Below are 19,137 nucleotides of genomic sequence, written 5' to 3'. Positions count from 1 at the left end.
TGTTCAGGGTTGACTGGAAAGTAGTTTCGCAGCCAAACCGACAAAAATGAATGCTGTGATGCGGTACAGAAGTCGCTGCGCTTTTGGAGAAGTGTTCAGCTGTTTCAATCGCCCGGATAACAACGCAATAGAACTAAAAACCAGAAAGGTCACCACAATGGTCGTGAATCCCATCAACCAGATTTGTTGTGAAACATTGCCGTGTTCGACAGAAACAAATTGAGGTAAAAATGCGAGAAAGAAAAGCGAGACTTTCGGGTTGGACAGGTTCATGAATACGCCACGGCGATAGAGTTTCCATGGGGAAAGCATGGGTGTTTTCGTTGCTGAGAGTTGGAGTTGTCCGGCTTTGAATGCCTGCCATGCCAGATACAGCAAATACAGCGCCCCCACAATTTTCAACAGAGTGAATGCGGTGACGGAACTCATCAATAATGCTGCTAGCCCGAGTGAAACGGCAGTGGTATGCACCATCAATCCCGTGCATAACCCCATCGTTACCGAAATGCCGGCGGAGTGTCCATGCAGAACGGATTGCATCAACACATACAGATTATCCGGCCCAGGTGATAGTGCAATCAGTACCGTGATGCCGATAAAAGAAATAAAAACACCAACTTCCATAGTTGTCCGTCCCTTTATTCTTGGTGTTGATTGTCCATTCGCTATCAGACAGCTAGTCGCGTTTTTCCTGAATAATCCATGAATGACTGAACCAGCGCCATTTGCCATCTGCTGTTGGCTGAGTACAAGCATAGCGATCACGCGGTGGTGACAGTTTTTCCTTATCTTGCACAACCAGCGTCAAGGGAGTTTCCCAGCGGAGCTGCAAGGGCTCACCTTTATGATTAAAACATTGTATGCCTTTTTGTGGCGTCGCGAAGTGCAAAGTGAGTCTTGGCGGGTTTTGTTTGACCTCTGGATCGAAAGGTTCATAATGTTTTACCGGCAACACTTGAGTGTTCACTTTGACTTTGAAAGACTTGATGTCGCCATAAGTTTCACTCATCGGAAAACGCATCAGCGCGAGCATGTTCGAGTCATAGCCGACGGCTCCGGAATTTTGTGCAACGGCGGTGTAACCCATTTGTTTCACCTGTTGTGCCAAGCCTTCGGAAAACTCGCCATAAGGGTACGACAAGAGTTTCATGTCGTTACTATTGGTTCCCAGCTCTTTTTTCAATCTTGCTTGTGCAGCGTTGATGTCATCTTCCACGCGCTTATGCCATGCGGTGAGACTTTCATTACCGGTTTGAATCAAGAAATCATGGGTTTTGGTGTGGTTGGCGAACTCCATGCCATGCTGTTGCATTTCTCGCATTTGATCCCAAGTCATGTTGGATTTATAGCCCTTGTCCACAGGGCTTGTATTGACGAATATCGTCATTGGCCAGCCTCTGGCTTTCATGCGTGGATAGGCTGCGGTATAGACGCTCTTCCAGGCATCGTCCACCGTCAGCACCACGGTCTTTTCAGGAATTGGAGTATGATTTTTCAATGCGGCGACCAGTTTGGACAGTGACCAGACATGGAAATGGTTGTCAGCAAGATAGTCAAGTTGAGCGTCAAATTGATCCAATCGAATGCTGGTGCTGGGCAACTTATCTTCCCCAAAACGGTGGTAGAGTAGGATGACGGCACTGCCTTCCGGGTTTGGATTCAAGGTGGCGGATTGCGCTTTATCTTCCGCCCAAGCGGTTTGTGGTAAGCCGGTAAGCAGCAGGATGAAGCAAGTGATCGAAAAAAATGTTTGGACGAATCTGTGAGATGTCATAAGCGGAAGAACCCTTTCTACCTCCAAGTTATACCTTGATTCCAAAGGCTTTCAAGGCAATCAGCATTAAGAAATAACCGCCAGCGGTCATTAGCATTGATATTAGCGCACTCAAATAAAAATGTAAGCCATTTTTTAATAAAACCGGCAAGGCAATGAAGAAGATAAAAGAGGGAATCACCAGCCAAATGATTTGGTAGGACAGCTCGGAAATTTTTTGTACGTCCTGCGTGTCATGGTACAGCCAGAACATCGCCAAAATCGACACCAGGGGTAAAGAAGCGACTAAGGCACCAAATACACTGCTACGCTTAGCGGTTTCCGCAATCGCCACAATCAGTACAGCCGAAATAAGGACTTTAATGAGGTAATAGAACATGAATGCTCCTATTGATGGTTAAGTTAACGGTGCAAAATGGAGAATGAAAATCTGCCAGGTTGGGATCTGACTATCATAACTTGAGCAGCGAATTGAGACCTAGAATTGATTTAGCACAAGGTTCATTTTATTTAAAGAAACAAGAATTTATTTTCCTTTATGCCAAGCGTATGATGGGAAATCGAGTGGTTTCACACTTGGACAAAATCATTGGAGGGTATCGGAATGGAGAAGTTACAAGAAGCAGGTGCGACGATTCAGCGGTTATCTGAAGATATGCCGCAAGCGGTCGGAAATTTTATGGCATTTATTGCGGCGGCTGAGCAACCAGGCGCGCTGGAAGAGAAAACCAAACATTTGATGTTGTTGTCTTTGGCGGTAGCGTTTCAATGTAGCTGGTGTATTGCCGTTCATGTCAAAGATTGTGTCGACGCTAAGGCAACAAAAGAAGAAATGCTTGAAGCTGCAATGATGGCGGTTGTGATGGGCGGTGGACCTAAATTGATGTATATCGACTTGGTTTACGAAGAGATGGACAAATACTTCAAGTAATTTGCAATTTCTTTGGAAAGTATCGTTTTCCCGCCAATCTGTTTATTTGGCTGAGGCTTCAGTACGGATTTGATTTCGTCCATTGTGCTTGGCGCTGTAAAGTGCCATATCTGCACGATGGATGAACTCCGCAATCGGTTCGTTTGGTTTGATGGATGCAATTCCGATACTGACGGTCAAGGGTTTGGCAATAGAAAATTCGTGATCTTCCACCAGCTTGCGGAAGGCGTCTGCGGTTTGTTCAGCGATGGTCAAATCGCTGTTTTCCATCATCACGATAAACTCCTCACCACCCCAACGACCCAAGTGGGCATTCTCGTTGAAAAACAGCTTCAAGCAAACCGATAACTCAATTAGAACTTGATCACCTTGATTGTGACCGAAAGAGTCGTTGATGGACTTGAAGAAATCCAAATCAATCAACAACAGACTGAAAGGCGTATTTTTTTGTTCAAACTCTTGCTGAAAAGTTTCCAGCAAGCTTTCCATTTTTAAGCGGTTATACAATTGTGTCAGAGGGTCGGTAATCGACAATTCTTCGAGAATACGGTTTTTTTCCAGCAATGCTTCCTTGGTTTCATAAAGCTTGCGGGTACGATTTTCCACTTCTTTTTCCAGGGTTTCATTCGCCTGGTTGAGGCGTTGATTCATGCGCAGAAACTTACGACCGATGATAAAAGCTAATACGACACTCGTGAAGACAATCAGTAGCGTGAAGATAATGATGACATGCACCATATTGTCGACTTGGTGTTTGGCTTCAGTAATCAACTGCTTGGTGTCTTGTGCCTGATCACGGGAAAAGTCGTTAACTTTCTCACTAAATGTATTGAGTTGTGGTATCACTTCATGTGTTAAGAGCTCGATGCCTTGAGCACGTTGGTCGTCCAACGCCATGTTGGCGATGCGGTCTTGCAACGGCCCCGTGATTTTCGCCATGGCATTGATTTGATCCACCCAATGCATTTCGGTTGGGTCGCCTTGCACCAACTCGGCCAGTTTATCTCGGTGAATGGTATAGTTGCGTCCGCTTTGATAAAACGCGGTCATCGCCTTATCTTGTTCGAAGGGATCTTCAAGCATCAATATCAAGCTGAGGTTGACGGTACGATTTTGCCCAGACAGGTGGAGGTTTAATAGGTTATGGAGTTTTTCATACTGAAGATTGGCCATTTTTGCGGCGTTATCGATGGTGCGCTCGGTCAAACGTTGTGCAGAAATGGCCATGATAATGACTAAGGCGACGGAAAACAGAAAAGCCGCTAATATCCACCACTGATTATATAGATTGCGTGCTAGCCACGAGAGGCGGTTTTCATCGGGTTGTTCGATGGATTTCGTCTTCATTAACGTATGTTCGTTAGCGGTTTAAATCGTTAATATTAAAAGAAATTTTTGTATAAGGCAAGCTTAGTACGAAGTGATGCTTATCCCTCTTCATTTTGTATATTGATGTGCTTGGAGGGATTTTCCGCAGATTTTTGGATAAAATAGATGCCGGAAATTTAGAGGTTAATTCATTGAAAGATATCAACATCACACAAGCGATGGCGCTTATACAAGCTGGAGAGATTCTGGCGTATCCGACAGAAGGCGTTTATGGGCTAGGTTGCGATCCTTTCAATCAGCAAGCATTTGAAAAGCTGTTGGATGCCAAACAAAGACCCGTTGAAAAAGGTGTCATACTCATCGCATCAACGGTGCAGCAAGTTAAAGATTTGGCCGATATTTTTTATCAACCCTGGACACAAAATGTACTCAATTCCTGGGAGTCGATCCTTAGACCGACAACTTGGATTTTACCGGCTACTGAAGCCGTTCCAGACTGGATTACCGGTGGACGTGATACGGTTGCGATTCGTGTGACGCATCACCCTCAAGTCAAAGCGCTTTGTGATGCGCTCGATATGCCTTTGGTGTCTACTAGTGCCAATTTAAGTGGACAACCGCCGATCAAAAATCGTGCAGTTTGTCACGACACTTTTCCTGACATTCCGATACTGGAAGGGTGTTTGAGTGGTCTTTCCGAACCTTCCCAAATCTGGGATGCGCAAACGATGGCGAGAATCCGTTAACGGGATTGCTTTGCTTTGAGATAGAGCGGCTCGACGAGTTTAGCGTAGTGTTTTAGATCTTCTATTCGTGAAGCATTGGATGGGTGAGTGCTGAGAATTTCCGGTGGCGCGTCTTTTGAAATCTTACTCATTTTTTCCCACACGTGTACCGCCGCATAAGGGTCATAACCGGCTCTAGCAGCAAGTTCAACCCCCATGCGGTCGGCTTCTTGCTCGTGTGTGCGGCTATTGGGCAGAATGAAAGTGGCCTGCATCACCATATTGCTGGCATCCAGTGCTGGGCCTTGAATGCCAGTAATCAAGCTCAATGCGTTTAGCCCAGCTTGACCAACCATGGCTTCTGATGCGCGCTCTCGACCATGTTCTCTTAGGGCATGGGAAATTTCGTGCCCCATAATGGCGGCGATTTCATCATCGGTTAAGTGCAATTTATCGATAATGGCGCTATAGAAAGCAATCTTACCTCCAGGCATACACCAAGCGTTCAACTCTTTGGATTGAATCAGGTTAACTTGCCAGTCCCATTTAGGCGCATCATCGCGGAAAATTTTCGTTTGCGGAATCAGTCGATCAGCAATAGCTCGCAGGCGCTTCAATTCCGCCGGATTATTATTGAGTTTATTTTCTTTCTTCGCTTTTGCCAGAATCTGAGCATAGGCCTGATTGGCACCCTGTTCCATTTCTGATTCTGATATCAGCATCAACTGACTGCGTTGGACTCCCACGGTTCCCTGCTTGGTAACATTACTGGTACAACTTGCCAGTAGAGTGAAAACCAATGTCAGGATGGCAGGTTTGTAGCGGTGAAAAAACGAAAGTGAGTTCATGGTTAACCAATCGTAAAGCTGTTTACAGGATATTTTAAAAAACAATCAAGGGCTTTTCTATAAAATAGAGTCCATTAAACGTTCAACTGATGGAGAAAGCATGTCCGAAATCAACATTGATGCCGTAAAAGATTATCTGTTAAACCTGCAAGCCGATATTTGCCGTCAGTTAAGTGAAGAAGATGGTCAGGATTTCATTATCGACGAATGGGAAAGAGCAGGCGCAGAGGGCGCAATGGGATTGACCGGTGGCGGACGCACTCGTGTGTTGGAAAACGGCAACGTTATTGAAAAAGGTGGTGTGAATTTCTCTCATGTACGCGGCAAAACGCTACCGGCTTCTGCAACGGCGCATCGCCCGGAGTTGGCGGGACGTTCTTTTCAAGCGTTGGGGGTGTCTTTGGTGATTCACCCCCGAAATCCTTATGTGCCGACATCCCATGCGAACGTACGCTTTTTTGTTGCCGAAAAGGAAGGTGAAGCGCCGGTTTGGTGGTTTGGTGGGGGCTTTGATTTGACGCCTTATTATTTGGATGAAGCGGATGCGATACATTGGCACCAGCAGTCCAAAGAAGCATGTGACCCTTTTGGTGAAGAGATTTACCCTGCGTATAAAAAGTGGTGTGATGAGTATTTTTATCTGAAGCACCGTGACGAAACCCGTGGTGTTGGCGGGCTGTTCTTTGATGATTTGAATACTGAAACCTATGGATGGGATTTTGATAAATGTTTCGCATTCATGCAATCTGTTGGCGACCATTACATTACGGCGTATCGCCCTATTGTTGCCGGAAAAAAAGACAAAGAATATGGCGAAAGACAGCGCGACTTCCAATTGTTCCGTCGCGGCCGTTATGCCGAGTTCAACCTTGCGTTTGACCGCGGCACCATCTTCGGTTTGCAGACGGGTGGGCGTACCGAGTCGATTTTGATGTCGATGCCGCCATTGGTGACTTGGAAATATAACTATCACCCGGAACCGGGTACGGAAGAAGCGAAATTATACGAATATCTGTCTCCTAGGGAGTGGTTGTAAAAGCGTGTCCGAAGCGTTAGATAAACTGAGAGTTGATAAATGGTTGTGGGCAGCGCGATTTTTTAAGACGCGCGGTTTAGCATTGGACGCTATCAAAGGTGGAAAGGTCGAGCTGAACGGGCAGAAGCCCAAGCCGAGTAAGACATTAGCGACTGATGACCGTTTGACCGTGACGCAGGCTCACCGCCAAGTTGAAATCACAGTATTGGCATTATCCGATAAGCGTGGCAATGCCGAGGCTGCTGAGAAGCTGTATCGCTTAGACAAAGAAATACTCAATCAACGCAAGCCGATGCCCGACATGGCATTGGTCGGTTTCCGTGAGAAAGGCGCTGGAAGGCCGACCAAACGGGATCGCCGTAAGATTGAGGACTTCAGTAAAGGGTTTTAACGGGTGAGTTTTACCCAACACCGAGGAGGCAAAGTGGCAGAATCAGCGTTTAAATATACACTGGTCTTTGATGCTGACAAGCAAACGGAATTTGAAGAGACCGTTTTACCGTCACTTGCTGATTGGGATGTTGAGCAGCAGTCTTTTCAGAATTTGTTTGCCGAAGGGTCTTCTCCGTCATTTGATGAAGATAGCCGATTGTTAGCATGGCTAAGTGATGTGCAGTTGAGTCAATTTCTAGCCGCCGCTTCTCAGAGTGGTTGGCAGGTCGGCGTGTTGCCACACCCCGAAGCCATTAGGTTCTACCGCAGTTTCCCTATCAAAAACAAACTCCCCGATGCTCTAGAAGATATCCAAAGCACCGATACTCCCAACCTGGCAGATTTAATGACCTGTAACGGTGAACTGGTTTTCGGCTCGGTGATGTTGGGTAAACGTGAAACCATGGCATCCGCTTCTCAGGTAGACTTGGGCTTTTTCAGCAAAATAAAGAACTTGTTGAAATTGACATTCAGCCTCAGTCAAACGCGCCTGAACCCTTTTCGATTGGAAACCGCCAAGCAGACAGTTATCAATACCGCAGCACTGGGTATTGCCGTTGTTTACCGCCCTGCTGATAGTGATTTTACCAAGTCGATTGTCGGCGAAACACCGCAAGACGAGTCCAGCCTGAATGCAATCGTTCTGGCTCCGAGAAGTATTTCTGAGGTGGTCAGGTTTTTGATTAGTCGGGTTTTTCCGAGAAAAGGACACAACAATCGTCTCAGAAGTTATCTGGGCATGATCAAGACTGAAAAATTGATCATTTCGACATCCAACAACACGGTTGATTATTACCTGAATGGCGAAGAACATAATGCAGAGAAGGTGGAAGTTGAAGTTCAGGTTGATGCCTTAAAATTATTGACGCAACTGCTGCCTGAAAAGTCGGGACAAACCGATTTGAAAGAATCACTTCGAGTTTCCGGATTGCCCATTGGACAAGGGGTGGAAGAGCTGGTTGCTTATCCTTTGCCATGGATTCACCACGCCGATCCCGAAGAAGTCAAAGAAACCTTTGTCACGCTGAAAGAGAATGCCAAACTTTCGGAGTCCTATGTGGTTCTGATGGTGTTGTCGACTTTGTTGGCCACACTGGGTCTGTTTGCGAATTCGGCGCCAGTAATTATCGGTGCGATGATTCTCGCTCCGCTGATGTCGCCGATTATTTCTTTGGCGATGGGGGTGCTCCGTCAAGAAACGGATATGATGATTCATTCCGCCAAAACGCTTTCTATCGGTATTTTGCTGGCGCTGGGATGTGGGACGATCCTCACGTTCCTACTGCCTTTGCATGTGATGAACCATGAAATCAGCGCGCGGTTAAGTCCGACTATTTTGGACTTAGGCGTGGCGATTATCTCCGGCGTGGCGGGCGCCTACGCCAATGCGCGTTCTGAAGTTGCTAAGAGCATGGCAGGTGTGGCGATTGCGGTGGCATTGGTGCCACCTTTGGCGGTATCGGGCATTGGTATTGGTTGGTATGATTTTGACGTGTTTTATGGTGCGTCTTTATTGTTTGTCACCAACTTGATCGGCATTGTCCTTGCGGCGGCAGTGACCTTCTTGCTGATGGGATACAGTCCGTTCCATTTGGCGAAAAAAGGCATGGCGTGGAGTTTGTCGTTTGTGATTTTGGTTAGTATCCCGTTGGTCATCTCTTTCCACCAAATGGTGACTGAGCAGAGTATGGTGTATGCGTTGGAAGGTTGGGAAGTTGATGGCGTGGAGATCAGGAATGTTAAAGTCAGCAACGGTAAGCAAGGCGAACCTGACTTTGTTGCAGCGACACTGGTCTCGCAAAAGAGTTTAGGCAATAAGGATATTGACCATATCAAGCAACGTATTGAACAGAAGCTTGGACATTCTATTTTGTTGGAGGCGACGTTGGCAGTACAGCGTTAAGTTGAGAAAGCCCGAGACATAAAAAAACCCGCAAATGCGGGTTTTTTTGTCGAACGGAAGTTGATTAACCGTTCAACTTCGCCATAGCAGCGCGTTTTTTCTCAATCAAGTTGTGGATGATTGGAGACATCATTAGATCCATCGCGGTAACCATGTGTGAACCGTTACAAACCAAAGTCTCAGGGTTTTGCAAGAATGCACCTGGGATTTTGTCTTTGATTTGTTCTAGGTTGATGTCTTGGTGACGTACATGACAGATAATCAATGAATCTTCTGGAGCTGGCCCCATAGGCGCATCTTCAGACATCGTTGAGAATGGATCAGACGTATCAATTAACGGTACACGGTGGAAGTTGATGTGTGTACGGTGGAATTGAGGAACGATTGTCTCGATGTAATCAGGCATACGCTCAAGAATCACGTCGCGAACTTGTTGTACTGAATAAGGACGCTCAGACGTATCGCGGTAGATTTTTTGCATCCACTCGATGTTGATAGATGGTGCAACACCGATACCTAAATCAACGTATTGAGCAACGTTATGCATGCCTTCTTCTGGACCGTGATCCATACGCTTAACCATACCGTGAAGACCTTCATAGAACAGGATATCTGTTCCTTCAGGAATTGGTTCCCAAGGTGTAAATTCACCTGGAGCCAAATCAGTTCCTAGACGGCCGTTGTGCTCAACTGCTTCTTCATCGCTGTGGATGTAGTAACGACGTTTACCAGTACCGTTTTCTTTATATTCTTTAAATAGAGCTTCCAATTCATTGAACAGGTTCGCTTTTTCAGAAAAGTGTGTCAGAACCGGACCATCGTTCGCTTTTGACTCTGCAACTTTTTCTCTCATGTCAACACGGCTGTACTTGTGATAGCTGTCGCCTTCAACGATAGCAACGTTCAAGTTTTCGCGTGCAAAGATTTTTTCTACAGCGCGTTTTACGAAAGATGTCCCTGCACCGGAAGAACCAGTAACCGTTACAATTGGATGTTCTACTGACATTTCAGTCTCCTTAACTAAATGCCCTTCTTGCTTTTTAGCAAGTCAAGCATATCCAAGCCCTTGAATTTAAAGGTTTATTTAAAAATAAACTCTAAAAATCTGCCAGGTTGGGGTTTAAAGTTTAAAAAATAATTTGCGTATTTAATCCGATTTATCGTTTTTTTGTCAAATGACACTTTTTTATAAGTGCTTGAAATTTCGTCACACATCGCTTCGAAAAGGACGCTATAAAACGTTATGAGAAGCTAAAGGGCCAGGCAAAATTCGCGAAGAAGCGGAGTTTACATGAATGTAAATGAGCATTCTGAGCGGATTTCAACGAAGCAAATCAGTTTCGGAATCGTTTTTTAGTGTCCTAAATCACACGTCGATGTTTTCAGCTTTCAGTGCATTCGACTCGATAAAGTCTCTACGTGGCTCGACTTCATCTCCCATCAAAGTGGTAAAGACTTGGTCAGCCTGAACGGCATCTGCAATCGTCACTTGTAGCAAGCGACGTGCTTCTGCGTTCATCGTGGTTTCCCATAGCTGTTCCGGGTTCATTTCCCCAAGACCTTTATAGCGCTGGATGGTTTGACCACGTTTCGCTTCATTGAGTAACCAGTCTAGCGCCTCACGGAAATGTGTGACTGGCTCTTGTTTTTCGCCACGCTGAATATACGCTGTCTCCGTCACCAAGCCGTGTAATTCGGTACTGGTTTTGGCGATTTGCTCATAGTCAGCGGAAGCAAAGAAATCTTCATCAAACACTTGCGAGCTCAAGGTTCCATGTTCACGCTGTTGTAAGCGGATTTGGAATTTGGTTTCGCCTTCATGTGCTGGTTCTACCGAAAGCTGGTATTCCACTTTTTGTGATTCACCAGCGGCCTTCAATCTTGGTAAGGCTTCGTTGATCCAAGCTTGTGCTTGATCCATGTTGTTTAGCATATCAAGCGACATTTTCGGTAAATCCGTCATCAGCTCCAAGAAAGGCTGACTGTAACGACGAGAAATGCGTCCGATAATGCGGTTGGTTTTCAAGAAGCTCTTTGCCAAATCTTCCAAAGCAACACCTTGAATCGGCGGTGTGCTGGTTGAAGGATAAAGACCTGCTTGATCCAAAGCACTTTGTAGCAAGTAGCTTTCAAGTTCAGAATCGTCTTTCAAATAGGCTTCTTGTTTACCTTTTTTCACCTTGTAAAGTGGTGGTTGAGCGATGTAGATGTAACCGCGCTCAATCAACTCCGGCATTTGACGGTAGAAGAAAGTCAACAGTAGGGTACGAATGTGCGAACCATCGACGTCGGCATCCGTCATGATGATGATACGATGGTAACGCAGTTTGTCCGGGTTGTAGTCTTCATGACCGATACCGCAACCTAAAGCGGTAATCAAAGTACCCACTTCCGCAGACGCCAGCATCTTATCGAAACGGGCTTTTTCAACGTTCAGGATTTTACCTTTCAACGGCAGAATCGCTTGTGTACGGCGGTCACGACCTTGCTTGGCAGAACCACCCGCGGAATCACCCTCCACCAGGTACAGTTCAGAAAGCGCAGGATCTTTTTCTTGGCAGTCTGCCAACTTCCCAGGAAGTCCGGCGATATCCAACGCGCCTTTGCGACGCGTCATTTCACGTGCTTTACGAGCCGCTTCACGGGCACGGGCAGCATCAACAATCTTTGCGAATACTGATTGTGCTTCTTTTGGGTTTTCCAATAGATATTCGGACAGTTTCTCGTTCATTGCGGTTTCAACCGCAGACTTCACTTCGGAAGAAACCAGCTTGTCTTTGGTTTGAGACGAGAACTTAGGATCAGGCACTTTTACCGAGATAACGGCAGCCAACCCTTCACGCGCATCGTCACCTGAAACGGTCATTTTGTATTTCTTGGTCAGACCTTCTTTTTCGGCATATTGGTTTAACGAGCGTGTCAATGCAGCACGGAAACCGGATAAATGCGTTCCGCCATCGCGTTGAGGGATGTTGTTGGTGAAGCAGTAAATGGCTTCTTGATAAGCCTCTGACCATTGCATTGCGACTTCTACAACAATATCGTCTTTAACGGTTGAGAAATAGAATGCTTTTTCATTAATAGGGGTTTTGTTGGTGTTGATATAGTCAACGAAAGCCTTGATTCCACCTTCGAACTCGAAGACTTCATGGCGGTCATCACGCTTATCAAGTAGCTCAATATGAACACCAGAGTTAAGGAAAGAAAGTTCTCTTAGGCGTTTCAACAAATAGTCAAAACTGAATTCGGTTTGGTTGGTAAAGGTTTCTTTACTTGGCAGGAAGCGGATTTCCGTTCCTGTTTCATCTGTGTCGCCAACCGCTTCTAACGGTGCATCTGGTACACCATGGGTGTAACTTTGCTTCCAGATGTGGCCTTCACGTTTGATGGTCAGGTGCAGTTCGGAAGACAGAGCGTTTACTACCGAAACCCCCACACCGTGCAAACCACCGGAAACCTTATAAGAGTTGTCATCGAACTTACCACCGGCATGAAGCACGGTCATGATAACTTCGGCTGCGGAAACCCCTTCCTCTTCGTGGATACCGACGGGGATCCCACGTCCGTTATCGGAAACGGATACCGAACCATCAGTGTGAATGGTGACAACGACTTTGTCACAGTGGCCGGCTAGCGCTTCATCGATACCATTATCGACTACCTCGAACACCATGTGATGAAGACCTGTGCCGTCATCCGTGTCACCGATATACATACCGGGTCTTTTTCTAACAGCATCTAGTCCTTTAAGGACCTTAATCGACGAGGAATCGTATTCGTTTGTTTGCGTTTCTGGAAGGGTGTTTTCTGCAGTCATAGATCAGAATTCTTTGTGAGTATCTTTGTTGTTGTTTTATAGGGGTTTTACTTCGATTTTACCGATGCAAAAACTTAAAGAATTTTACCACAAAACCCACTCGTTTGCACAAGCATAGATGTGCCTTCGTGAAAGGACGTATCTATTTGAAAATAAACAATTTTTATTAAGAAAATAAAAAGATTTTAAAACCAAAAAAATTTAATAGAGTTTAAAATTTCCTTACCCTATTTAGGGAATAGGGCAATCAGACCTAAATGGAGGGTTAATTATGAGCTTTTTTTTACGAACAATTGATCCACTAAAAGAGTTGCGTGATTTAGAAAAACGCTTCCAATCCTTTTATCCTGAAGCTATGGCTAAAGACAGCGGTACTGTAGAGTTTTCACCTTCTGTTAATACGCGTGAAGGTGAATATGCGTACCACATAGAAGTCGATTTGCCAGGCGTGAAAAAAGAAGACATAAAGGTCGAAGTCAACAACGGCCAGTTAACCATCTCAGGAGAGAGAAAAACGAAGATGGAAACTAAAAAGGATGATTACTACCGTATGGAAAGTCAGTATGGGAAATTCATTCGAACGTTTAATCTTTCTGACCAAGTAGATGCGGAAAACATTACGGCGAATTGCGAGGATGGCGTTCTGGAAGTAGTGTTGCCCAAATATGAAGGTGACAGAGGGGTGCAACAGGTTGAAGTGAAATAGCTTTCAGCGCATGCACAAAAAATGAAAGAGCGGCATCTGCCGCTCTTTTTTCTCAGTCTGATTATACCCAACCTGGCAGATTTTGAGTTATCGGCAAGGCTTTTCGGCTGCTTCCTTAAACATTTTGGTGAAGGCATTTTGACGATTTTTTGCCTGCACATAATCAACGGGCAGTGGTTGAATCAAGTATACGTAATCGCCTTTTTCCAAGTCTTTTGGTTGTAACTGTGGTTTGTCCGGGTTAGTCGCCACAATAGGACTGATGACAACCACTTTCAGTTTAGGGTTGCGCTCTTGTAACAATGCGGCAGTACCCAAGTGAGATTCACTGTGGAAGGTGCCATTGGTGTGAATCACCTGAGCACCAGGGTTCGATTTAAGTGCTAGCAGAATGGATTCCGCCATGGTGTTGTCCCGTAGCAGTTGGGCTTCATAGCCTTTTTGGTTTTGCGTATGAGGTTTTGCCATAGATTGAAATTGCGCGAATTTCTTTTGGTAAGCGGCATTGCTCATAAAAGGCTGACTTGCAATCTGCTCTTTCTCTTCTGCCGTGAGTTTTTTCAAGTAGGGCTTGCCTTGCCTGCCGACACAACGCACGGCTTGAAAAGGCGCGTTGGCAGCAACGACAGGAAGGAAGTGTTGTTTAGCGAATTCAATCAATGGGCGGTAACTACCGCTGTAGTTTGACCAAGCATCACTTTGCTTGATGAAGGTTTTTTCGCCGATTTCACCGTCAAGGTAGCGATCGATGGCTTGCTGATGGTCTCGATTGAACTGTTCCATCGATAAGACTTGATTAGGTCGTAAATCGTATAGCGCAGATTGCAGCTCTGACTCGACAAGATGGGAGGCTTGATTGCCGTGGAATTCACCGATGAAAACCACATCGGCATGCTGTATTTTTTGAGCCAGTTGGTTAACTGAAATTAGCGTTCCGGTTTGGCTGTCAATCAGATCAAAACTGTAAAGGGTTTTTAACTTGGGATAAGTTTGTGAAGAAACCGCATCGTTGTTTGCATAGGCAGGGCTGAAGTTTAGAACCAGCGTCAGCAATACCCAATGCAAAAAACGACTCGGCATAGTGTTATTTTGGTTCGAAGCTAAACTTCTGTCCGCCAAGTGTTGCTTGATACATCAAACCGCCTTTGGCAATGGTAAAGGTGGCCATGCCACGATAGTAGTCAGCTTTTCCAGTGGCGTTGTTGCTACCGCCGCTTGCACCCGTAGCAGTTCCTGTCGTTCCGGCAGACGCGGAAGCACCAGCAGTGATGGCAACCACCGAGGCCTCACCACCAAACTCAAAGCCGTCTTTGGTAAAGTCGTCGTAAGCGTCTTTGTTTTTAAAGAAGATGATTTCACTGAATACTTGACCGCCCAGCTGGAAACCCAAGGTTCCTTGAATCAAGGTGCTGTTACCCACCCAGCTACCGTGTTTATAAACGCGACCTTTGCCATAAGCCCCACCAATCACAAAGCCGCCTTTCCCGACACTAGGGAAGATTGCATAGCCATAAGCATTTTTGAAGAAAGGTGCGGTGGCATCTACAGACTTAAAGGATTTCAGTGCTTCTGCATAACTGTCATCGGCATAAGCTTTGCCGACACTCAATGATGTTAGCAGTGAAAATAAAGTAATTGTTAAGATGTTGCGTAAAGACATAGAGCGCTCTCTGTTGTTTTTATATAGTGAAATTATTCATGAAAACAGCCTAAATAGCAAAGGCAATCACTGACATCCGTCTTGAAGCAGTTCGGAGAATTGTCCATTTTCAAGTTGCCAGACTTTGGCATTGTCAGCATCCAGTAGTGGAATCAAAGCCTTATCGGTGCTGGTAAGGATGTGCTGGATATCCAATGCCTGTAATAATTTAAGTAGTGTCTCACGGTGGTGGGCATCCAGTTCCGCAGGTAAATCGTCAATCAACATGATGACCGCTTCATTAGCCGTTTTTTCGTAAAGGCTGGCTTGTGCCAGTAGCAGTGCGCAGACGAACAGTTTTTGCTGCCCTCGTGAAAGTTTCATCAATGCATCCTGGCCGTCAAAACGAAACTTAATGTCAGCTCGGTGGCAGCCGTATTGTGTATGGCCTTGTTGCAAGTCTTTGTGGAAGTTGGATTCCAGTACTTGAGTAAAGGTACCTGATGATTTTGGCCAACCAGTACGGAAGTGGCACTCCGGTAAAACAGTCAGCTCCGGCATCAGCGCCTGACAAAATTCGGTGAGATAAGGAGACAGATCTTCAACATACTTCTCTCGAATTTGATCAATGGCATGAGCGGTTTCAATCAACTGTGCATTCCAAAGCTCAATCTGCTCTTTGGGTAATCGTGATTTCAGACCATGGTTGCGTTGTTTCAGTGCTCTTTGATAGTGTCGCCAAGCATTGATGAAGGGTTGTGATTGATGAAAACAGCCCCAGTCCAAGTATTGACGTCGAGCTTTCGGACCTTCTTCCAACAGGCGATGGCTTTCCGGGGTTAAAAGTTGCACCGGCAACTTACTGGCAAGCTCGGCTTGGGTTTGTATGGCTTCACCGTCCACCTTGATGAACACTTTCTCTTCAGAACGGGATAATCCGATGGCATGCACTTGGTGCTGTTGCTCGACTTTGGCAAATAAGGTCAACTCTGAGGTGTCGTGCTGAATCAGTTGCTGTGGTTTGGCGGTACGAAAAGAGCGCCCGGATGAGAGTGCCCAAACTGCTTCAATCAAGGACGTTTTCCCTGCAGCGTTATCGCCTGCAATCAAGTTAAGGCGTGGGCCGAATGTCAGTTTGTAAGATTTCAGGTTTCTGAAATGCTGGAGCTGTAATTCAAGTAGTTTAGCCAAGTGATGCTCACTTAAATGCTTGGGAAATCGGTCGTATCCGAAGGCTTAGAAATGTTGAGGATAGTGGATTTGACGAGCGGGTATTGAGAACCCACTCGTTTTCAAAAGGACTACAGACGCATTGGCATGATGACATGCTGGCAATGACAAGCTTCGTTTTGTGTCTCGACCATGCAGCTGCTGTTGGCATCTTTCAAGTACAGGGTAACCGTTTGCTCGTGCATTGAGTTGAGAACATCAATCAGGTAGTTAACGTTAAACCCGATTTCCATTTGCGTGCCTTGATAATCAATCGCCATATCTTCATGAGACTCGTCTTGATCGGAGTTCTGTGCATGAACTGCCAACAAGTTTGGCGCTAGAGACAAACGGATGCCCTTGAATTTGTCATTCGATAAAATGGCCGAACGTTGAAGGATGCTACGAAGTACTTCACGGTCGGTTTGTACCAATTGATCATTATGCTGAGGAATGACACGTTTGAAATCTGGGAAGCGGCCATCAACCAATTTACAGGTGAAGACCGTTTCTTCGAACTGAACTGTCAGATAGTTTTTCGCCAAAGAGAAGGAAATCAAGCTGTCGTCATCACCGATCAGTTTTTGTAGTTCCAAGACCCCTTTACGCGGCAAAATTGCCTGAGTCGCTGTCAGACCTTCTGTTTCCAAAAGAGTGGAGCAAGTTGACAAGCGGTGACCGTCAGTCGCAACCACACGTAAAGTTTGGTGACTGATGTCAAATAACATACCATTCAGATAGAAGCGCACATCTTGGCTTGCCATTGCAAATGCAGTGTTATGAATCAATTGCTTTAACTGATGCTGCTGCATTGAGAAGGACAGTTCTGCTTGAGTCAGGTCAATGGTTGGGAAATCGTCTGCAGGCAGTGTTGACAGTTTGAAATTCGAGCGTCCTGCAGAAAGCTTACAGCGCATTTCTTCAAATTCCAAAACGACAGTCAAACCGTCTGGTAAAGAGCGAACAATGCTGATGAGCTTAATGGCGGGCAGTGTGACGTCGAAATCGCCATCACTTGTTTCGAGTTCTGTAGACGCTCGCGTTTCGATTTCTAAATCGGATGCGGTAACAGTAAGGGTGTTTTGGTTGATTTGGAATAAGATATTTCCCAAGATCGGCATGGTCTGGCGTTTTTCAACAACCCCTCCTACCGTTTGAAGGACTTTTAAAAGGTTTTCTCGCGATAGACTGATTTTCATCCTGTTTCCTATTTAGGTTCCTCACTACTGACAGTTATTATGCCAAAATATTTTTGAATTCCTATGCTTTCTTGCAAAGAATTCATCACAAATTCACAGTTTTATTTAAGTCTGCTTAATTCGTGATGATTCTCACTAAGGAACTGAAATCTTCATCAATGCGATGATCGGACTCTCTCAGCTCTTTCATCTTACGCACGGCATGTAATACAGTGGTGTGATCGCGCCCACCAAAAGCATCGCCGATTTCCGGTAAGCTATGGGTTGTCAGCTCTTTTGAAATTGCCATCGCCATTTGGCGAGGGCGAGCAATATTGCGTGAACGTTTTTTGGATAAAAGATCCGCGACACGCACTTTGTAAAAATCCGCGACAGTCTTTTGGATGTTCGATAACGTCACCATTTTTTGCTGTAGCGCAAGCAAGTCTTTTAAAGCTTCTTTAGCAATTTCGACGCTGATCATTTGTTGAGTGAACTGAGCGAAAGCCCCCACACGCTTCAATGCCCCTTCCAAATCACGGACATTGCCTCTAAGGCGTTTGGCAATAAAGAATGCGACTTCGTCCGGTAGGATAAAGCCAAATTCAGACGCTTTTTTCATCAGGATAGCAACACGCATCTCAAACTCAGGTGGTTCCACCGCGATGGTCAACCCCCAGCCGAAGCGGGATTTCAAACGGTCTTCCAAACCATCGACTTCTTTCGGGAAGCGGTCACTGGTCAAGATAACCTGTTTGTTGCCTTCTAATAGGGTATTGAAGGTATGGAAGAACTCTTCTTGCGATTGTTCTTTGTTGGCAAAGAATTGAATATCATCAATTAGTAGAGCGTCTAATGAACGGTAAAAACGTTTGAAGTCGTCTATTTTGTTATGTCTAAGAGCGTTGACCATGTCGGCAACGAAGCGCTCTGAGTGCAGATACACGACACGCGCTTTTGGGTTCTTACGGATTAGTTCATTTCCGATGGAGTGCATCAAGTGAGTTTTACCCAGACCTACACCACCATAGATAAAGAATGGGTTGTAACTTCCACCTGGATTTTCAGCCACTTGTCGCGCGGCGGCGGCAGCCAGTTGGTTAGCTTTACCTTGGACAAACGAGTCAAAAGTGAAATGCGGGTTTAGGTTGTGCTGGATGGTTTTGGTAGTTGTGTCATCCGATCGGGCATCGGATTTAGGTTTTGACGGTGCTCTTAAGGGTTGTGGAACGGAAGTGTCTTCAGCGACATTCAGGCTTTCGATGGCGTATTCACCTGCCTCCAATGCAACACGTGGCGTGTTGACCGGCGACACCAGCGAAATGGCGTGTTCGATTTGGGATAGAAGATGTTTGTTGACCCAATCCAGAATAAATCCAGAGGGCGCAATCAAGCGTAATACTTCACGATCTTCAACGGCTTGTAACGGATTGATCCAAGTGTAAAGCTGTTGGTCCGTTAAAACATTTTGCAATTGCTTAAGCAATTGCGGCCAGAGAGGTGTTGTCAAAATATCCTACCTTTTCAATACTTTGTAGAAAAGCCAAAACAGCGTTTCTAACGTATTTTTTGTATCTATTAACGCATAGAAAACCCGACCACACTTAAGT

18 protein-coding genes are annotated in these 19,137 nt (G+C 45.6%); 6 read left to right on the top strand and 12 right to left on the bottom strand.

Annotation, left to right across the window (positions count from 1 at the left end; all coding sequences use genetic code 11):
- Nucleotides 1-3 precede the first annotated feature (3 nt).
- The 3 genes from HVMH_RS00090 to HVMH_RS00080 are packed head-to-tail and all read right to left on the bottom strand — an operon-like array spanning nucleotide 4 to nucleotide 2,153.
- Nucleotides 4-624, bottom strand: coding sequence for a LysE family translocator (locus tag HVMH_RS00090; RefSeq protein ID WP_029911455.1), 621 nt, complete (start codon nucleotides 622-624; stop codon nucleotides 4-6).
- 52 nt (nucleotides 625-676) lie between these two features.
- Nucleotides 677-1,774 (bottom strand): polysaccharide deacetylase family protein, encoded by a 1,098-nt coding sequence (locus tag HVMH_RS00085; RefSeq protein ID WP_029911458.1) that lies wholly within the window; start codon nucleotides 1,772-1,774, stop codon nucleotides 677-679.
- Between the two features lie 28 nt (nucleotides 1,775-1,802).
- Nucleotides 1,803-2,153: a DUF3147 family protein gene (locus HVMH_RS00080; RefSeq protein ID WP_029911460.1), complete on the bottom strand. Its 351-nt coding sequence runs from the start codon at nucleotides 2,151-2,153 to the stop codon at nucleotides 1,803-1,805.
- A gap of 225 nt (nucleotides 2,154-2,378) precedes the next feature.
- Between HVMH_RS00080 and HVMH_RS00075 the strand changes: the two genes are divergently transcribed.
- Nucleotides 2,379-2,705, top strand: a complete 327-nt coding sequence (locus tag HVMH_RS00075; protein WP_029911464.1) for a carboxymuconolactone decarboxylase family protein — start codon at nucleotides 2,379-2,381, stop codon at nucleotides 2,703-2,705.
- Between the two features lie 42 nt (nucleotides 2,706-2,747).
- On the opposite strand, the gene HVMH_RS00070 is transcribed toward HVMH_RS00075, so the two are convergent.
- On the bottom strand, nucleotides 2,748-4,052 hold the full coding sequence (locus tag HVMH_RS00070) for a diguanylate cyclase (RefSeq protein ID WP_051623071.1): 1,305 nt from the start codon (nucleotides 4,050-4,052) through the stop codon (nucleotides 2,748-2,750).
- 173 nt (nucleotides 4,053-4,225) lie between these two features.
- Between HVMH_RS00070 and HVMH_RS00065 the strand changes: the two genes are divergently transcribed.
- A complete protein-coding gene (locus tag HVMH_RS00065; protein WP_232087775.1) occupies nucleotides 4,226-4,780 on the top strand; it encodes an L-threonylcarbamoyladenylate synthase in 555 nt (184 codons plus the stop codon).
- Here HVMH_RS00065 and HVMH_RS00060 read toward each other — a convergent pair.
- A complete protein-coding gene (locus tag HVMH_RS00060; RefSeq protein WP_029911479.1) occupies nucleotides 4,777-5,607 on the bottom strand; it encodes a M48 family metallopeptidase in 831 nt (276 codons plus the stop codon). The genes HVMH_RS00065 and HVMH_RS00060 overlap by 4 nt on opposite strands.
- Before the next feature lie 100 nt (nucleotides 5,608-5,707).
- Here HVMH_RS00060 and hemF point away from each other — a divergent pair, with 100 nt between their 5' ends.
- The 3 genes from hemF to HVMH_RS00045 are packed head-to-tail and all read left to right on the top strand — an operon-like array spanning nucleotide 5,708 to nucleotide 8,978.
- The gene (gene hemF, locus HVMH_RS00055; protein WP_029911482.1) at nucleotides 5,708-6,643 is read left to right on the top strand and encodes an oxygen-dependent coproporphyrinogen oxidase; all 936 of its coding nucleotides are present in this window, start codon (nucleotides 5,708-5,710) and stop codon (nucleotides 6,641-6,643) included.
- A gap of 4 nt (nucleotides 6,644-6,647) precedes the next feature.
- Entirely contained in the window at nucleotides 6,648-7,034 is a 387-nt protein-coding gene (locus HVMH_RS00050) for an RNA-binding S4 domain-containing protein (protein ID WP_029911485.1), read from the top strand.
- 33 nt (nucleotides 7,035-7,067) lie between these two features.
- The gene (locus HVMH_RS00045) at nucleotides 7,068-8,978 is read left to right on the top strand and encodes a TIGR00341 family protein (RefSeq protein WP_029911488.1); all 1,911 of its coding nucleotides are present in this window, start codon (nucleotides 7,068-7,070) and stop codon (nucleotides 8,976-8,978) included.
- A 64-nt stretch (nucleotides 8,979-9,042) separates the two neighbouring features.
- Here the strand turns inward: HVMH_RS00045 and HVMH_RS00040 are convergent, their stop codons facing one another.
- Together HVMH_RS00040 and gyrB are read right to left on the bottom strand one after the other, a co-directional pair.
- A complete protein-coding gene (locus HVMH_RS00040; protein ID WP_029911491.1) occupies nucleotides 9,043-9,984 on the bottom strand; it encodes a phosphoribulokinase in 942 nt (313 codons plus the stop codon).
- Nucleotides 9,985-10,344: 360 nt separating this feature from the next.
- Complete coding sequence (gene gyrB / locus HVMH_RS00035; RefSeq protein WP_029911494.1) at nucleotides 10,345-12,795, bottom strand: DNA topoisomerase (ATP-hydrolyzing) subunit B; 2,451 nt, start codon at nucleotides 12,793-12,795, stop codon at nucleotides 10,345-10,347.
- A 271-nt stretch (nucleotides 12,796-13,066) separates the two neighbouring features.
- On the opposite strand from gyrB, the gene HVMH_RS00030 reads away from it, so the two are divergent.
- Nucleotides 13,067-13,501, top strand: coding sequence for an Hsp20/alpha crystallin family protein (locus HVMH_RS00030; protein WP_029911497.1), 435 nt, complete (start codon nucleotides 13,067-13,069; stop codon nucleotides 13,499-13,501).
- A gap of 87 nt (nucleotides 13,502-13,588) precedes the next feature.
- Here HVMH_RS00030 and HVMH_RS00025 read toward each other — a convergent pair whose 3' ends face one another.
- The 5 genes from HVMH_RS00025 to dnaA form a co-directional block, all read right to left on the bottom strand.
- The gene (locus HVMH_RS00025) at nucleotides 13,589-14,581 is read right to left on the bottom strand and encodes a ChaN family lipoprotein (protein WP_029911500.1); all 993 of its coding nucleotides are present in this window, start codon (nucleotides 14,579-14,581) and stop codon (nucleotides 13,589-13,591) included.
- Between the two features lie 4 nt (nucleotides 14,582-14,585).
- Nucleotides 14,586-15,161, bottom strand: a complete 576-nt coding sequence (locus HVMH_RS00020) for a lipid-binding SYLF domain-containing protein (protein ID WP_029911504.1) — start codon at nucleotides 15,159-15,161, stop codon at nucleotides 14,586-14,588.
- A 66-nt stretch (nucleotides 15,162-15,227) separates the two neighbouring features.
- On the bottom strand, nucleotides 15,228-16,331 hold the full coding sequence (recF, locus tag HVMH_RS00015) for a DNA replication/repair protein RecF (protein ID WP_029911507.1): 1,104 nt from the start codon (nucleotides 16,329-16,331) through the stop codon (nucleotides 15,228-15,230).
- Nucleotides 16,332-16,441: 110 nt separating this feature from the next.
- On the bottom strand, nucleotides 16,442-17,548 hold the full coding sequence (dnaN, locus tag HVMH_RS00010) for a DNA polymerase III subunit beta (protein ID WP_029911510.1): 1,107 nt from the start codon (nucleotides 17,546-17,548) through the stop codon (nucleotides 16,442-16,444).
- Between the two features lie 115 nt (nucleotides 17,549-17,663).
- On the bottom strand, nucleotides 17,664-19,037 hold the full coding sequence (gene dnaA / locus HVMH_RS00005; RefSeq protein WP_029911513.1) for a chromosomal replication initiator protein DnaA: 1,374 nt from the start codon (nucleotides 19,035-19,037) through the stop codon (nucleotides 17,664-17,666).
- Nucleotides 19,038-19,137: the final 100 nt, after the last annotated feature.

The sequence above is a fragment of the Hydrogenovibrio marinus genome, assembly GCF_013340845.1.
In the GTDB taxonomy this organism is placed as follows: Bacteria; Pseudomonadota; Gammaproteobacteria; order Thiomicrospirales; family Thiomicrospiraceae; genus Hydrogenovibrio; species Hydrogenovibrio marinus.
Note: the sequence above shows the minus strand (reverse complement) of the source record. Positions and strands in the feature narration are given on the sequence as shown.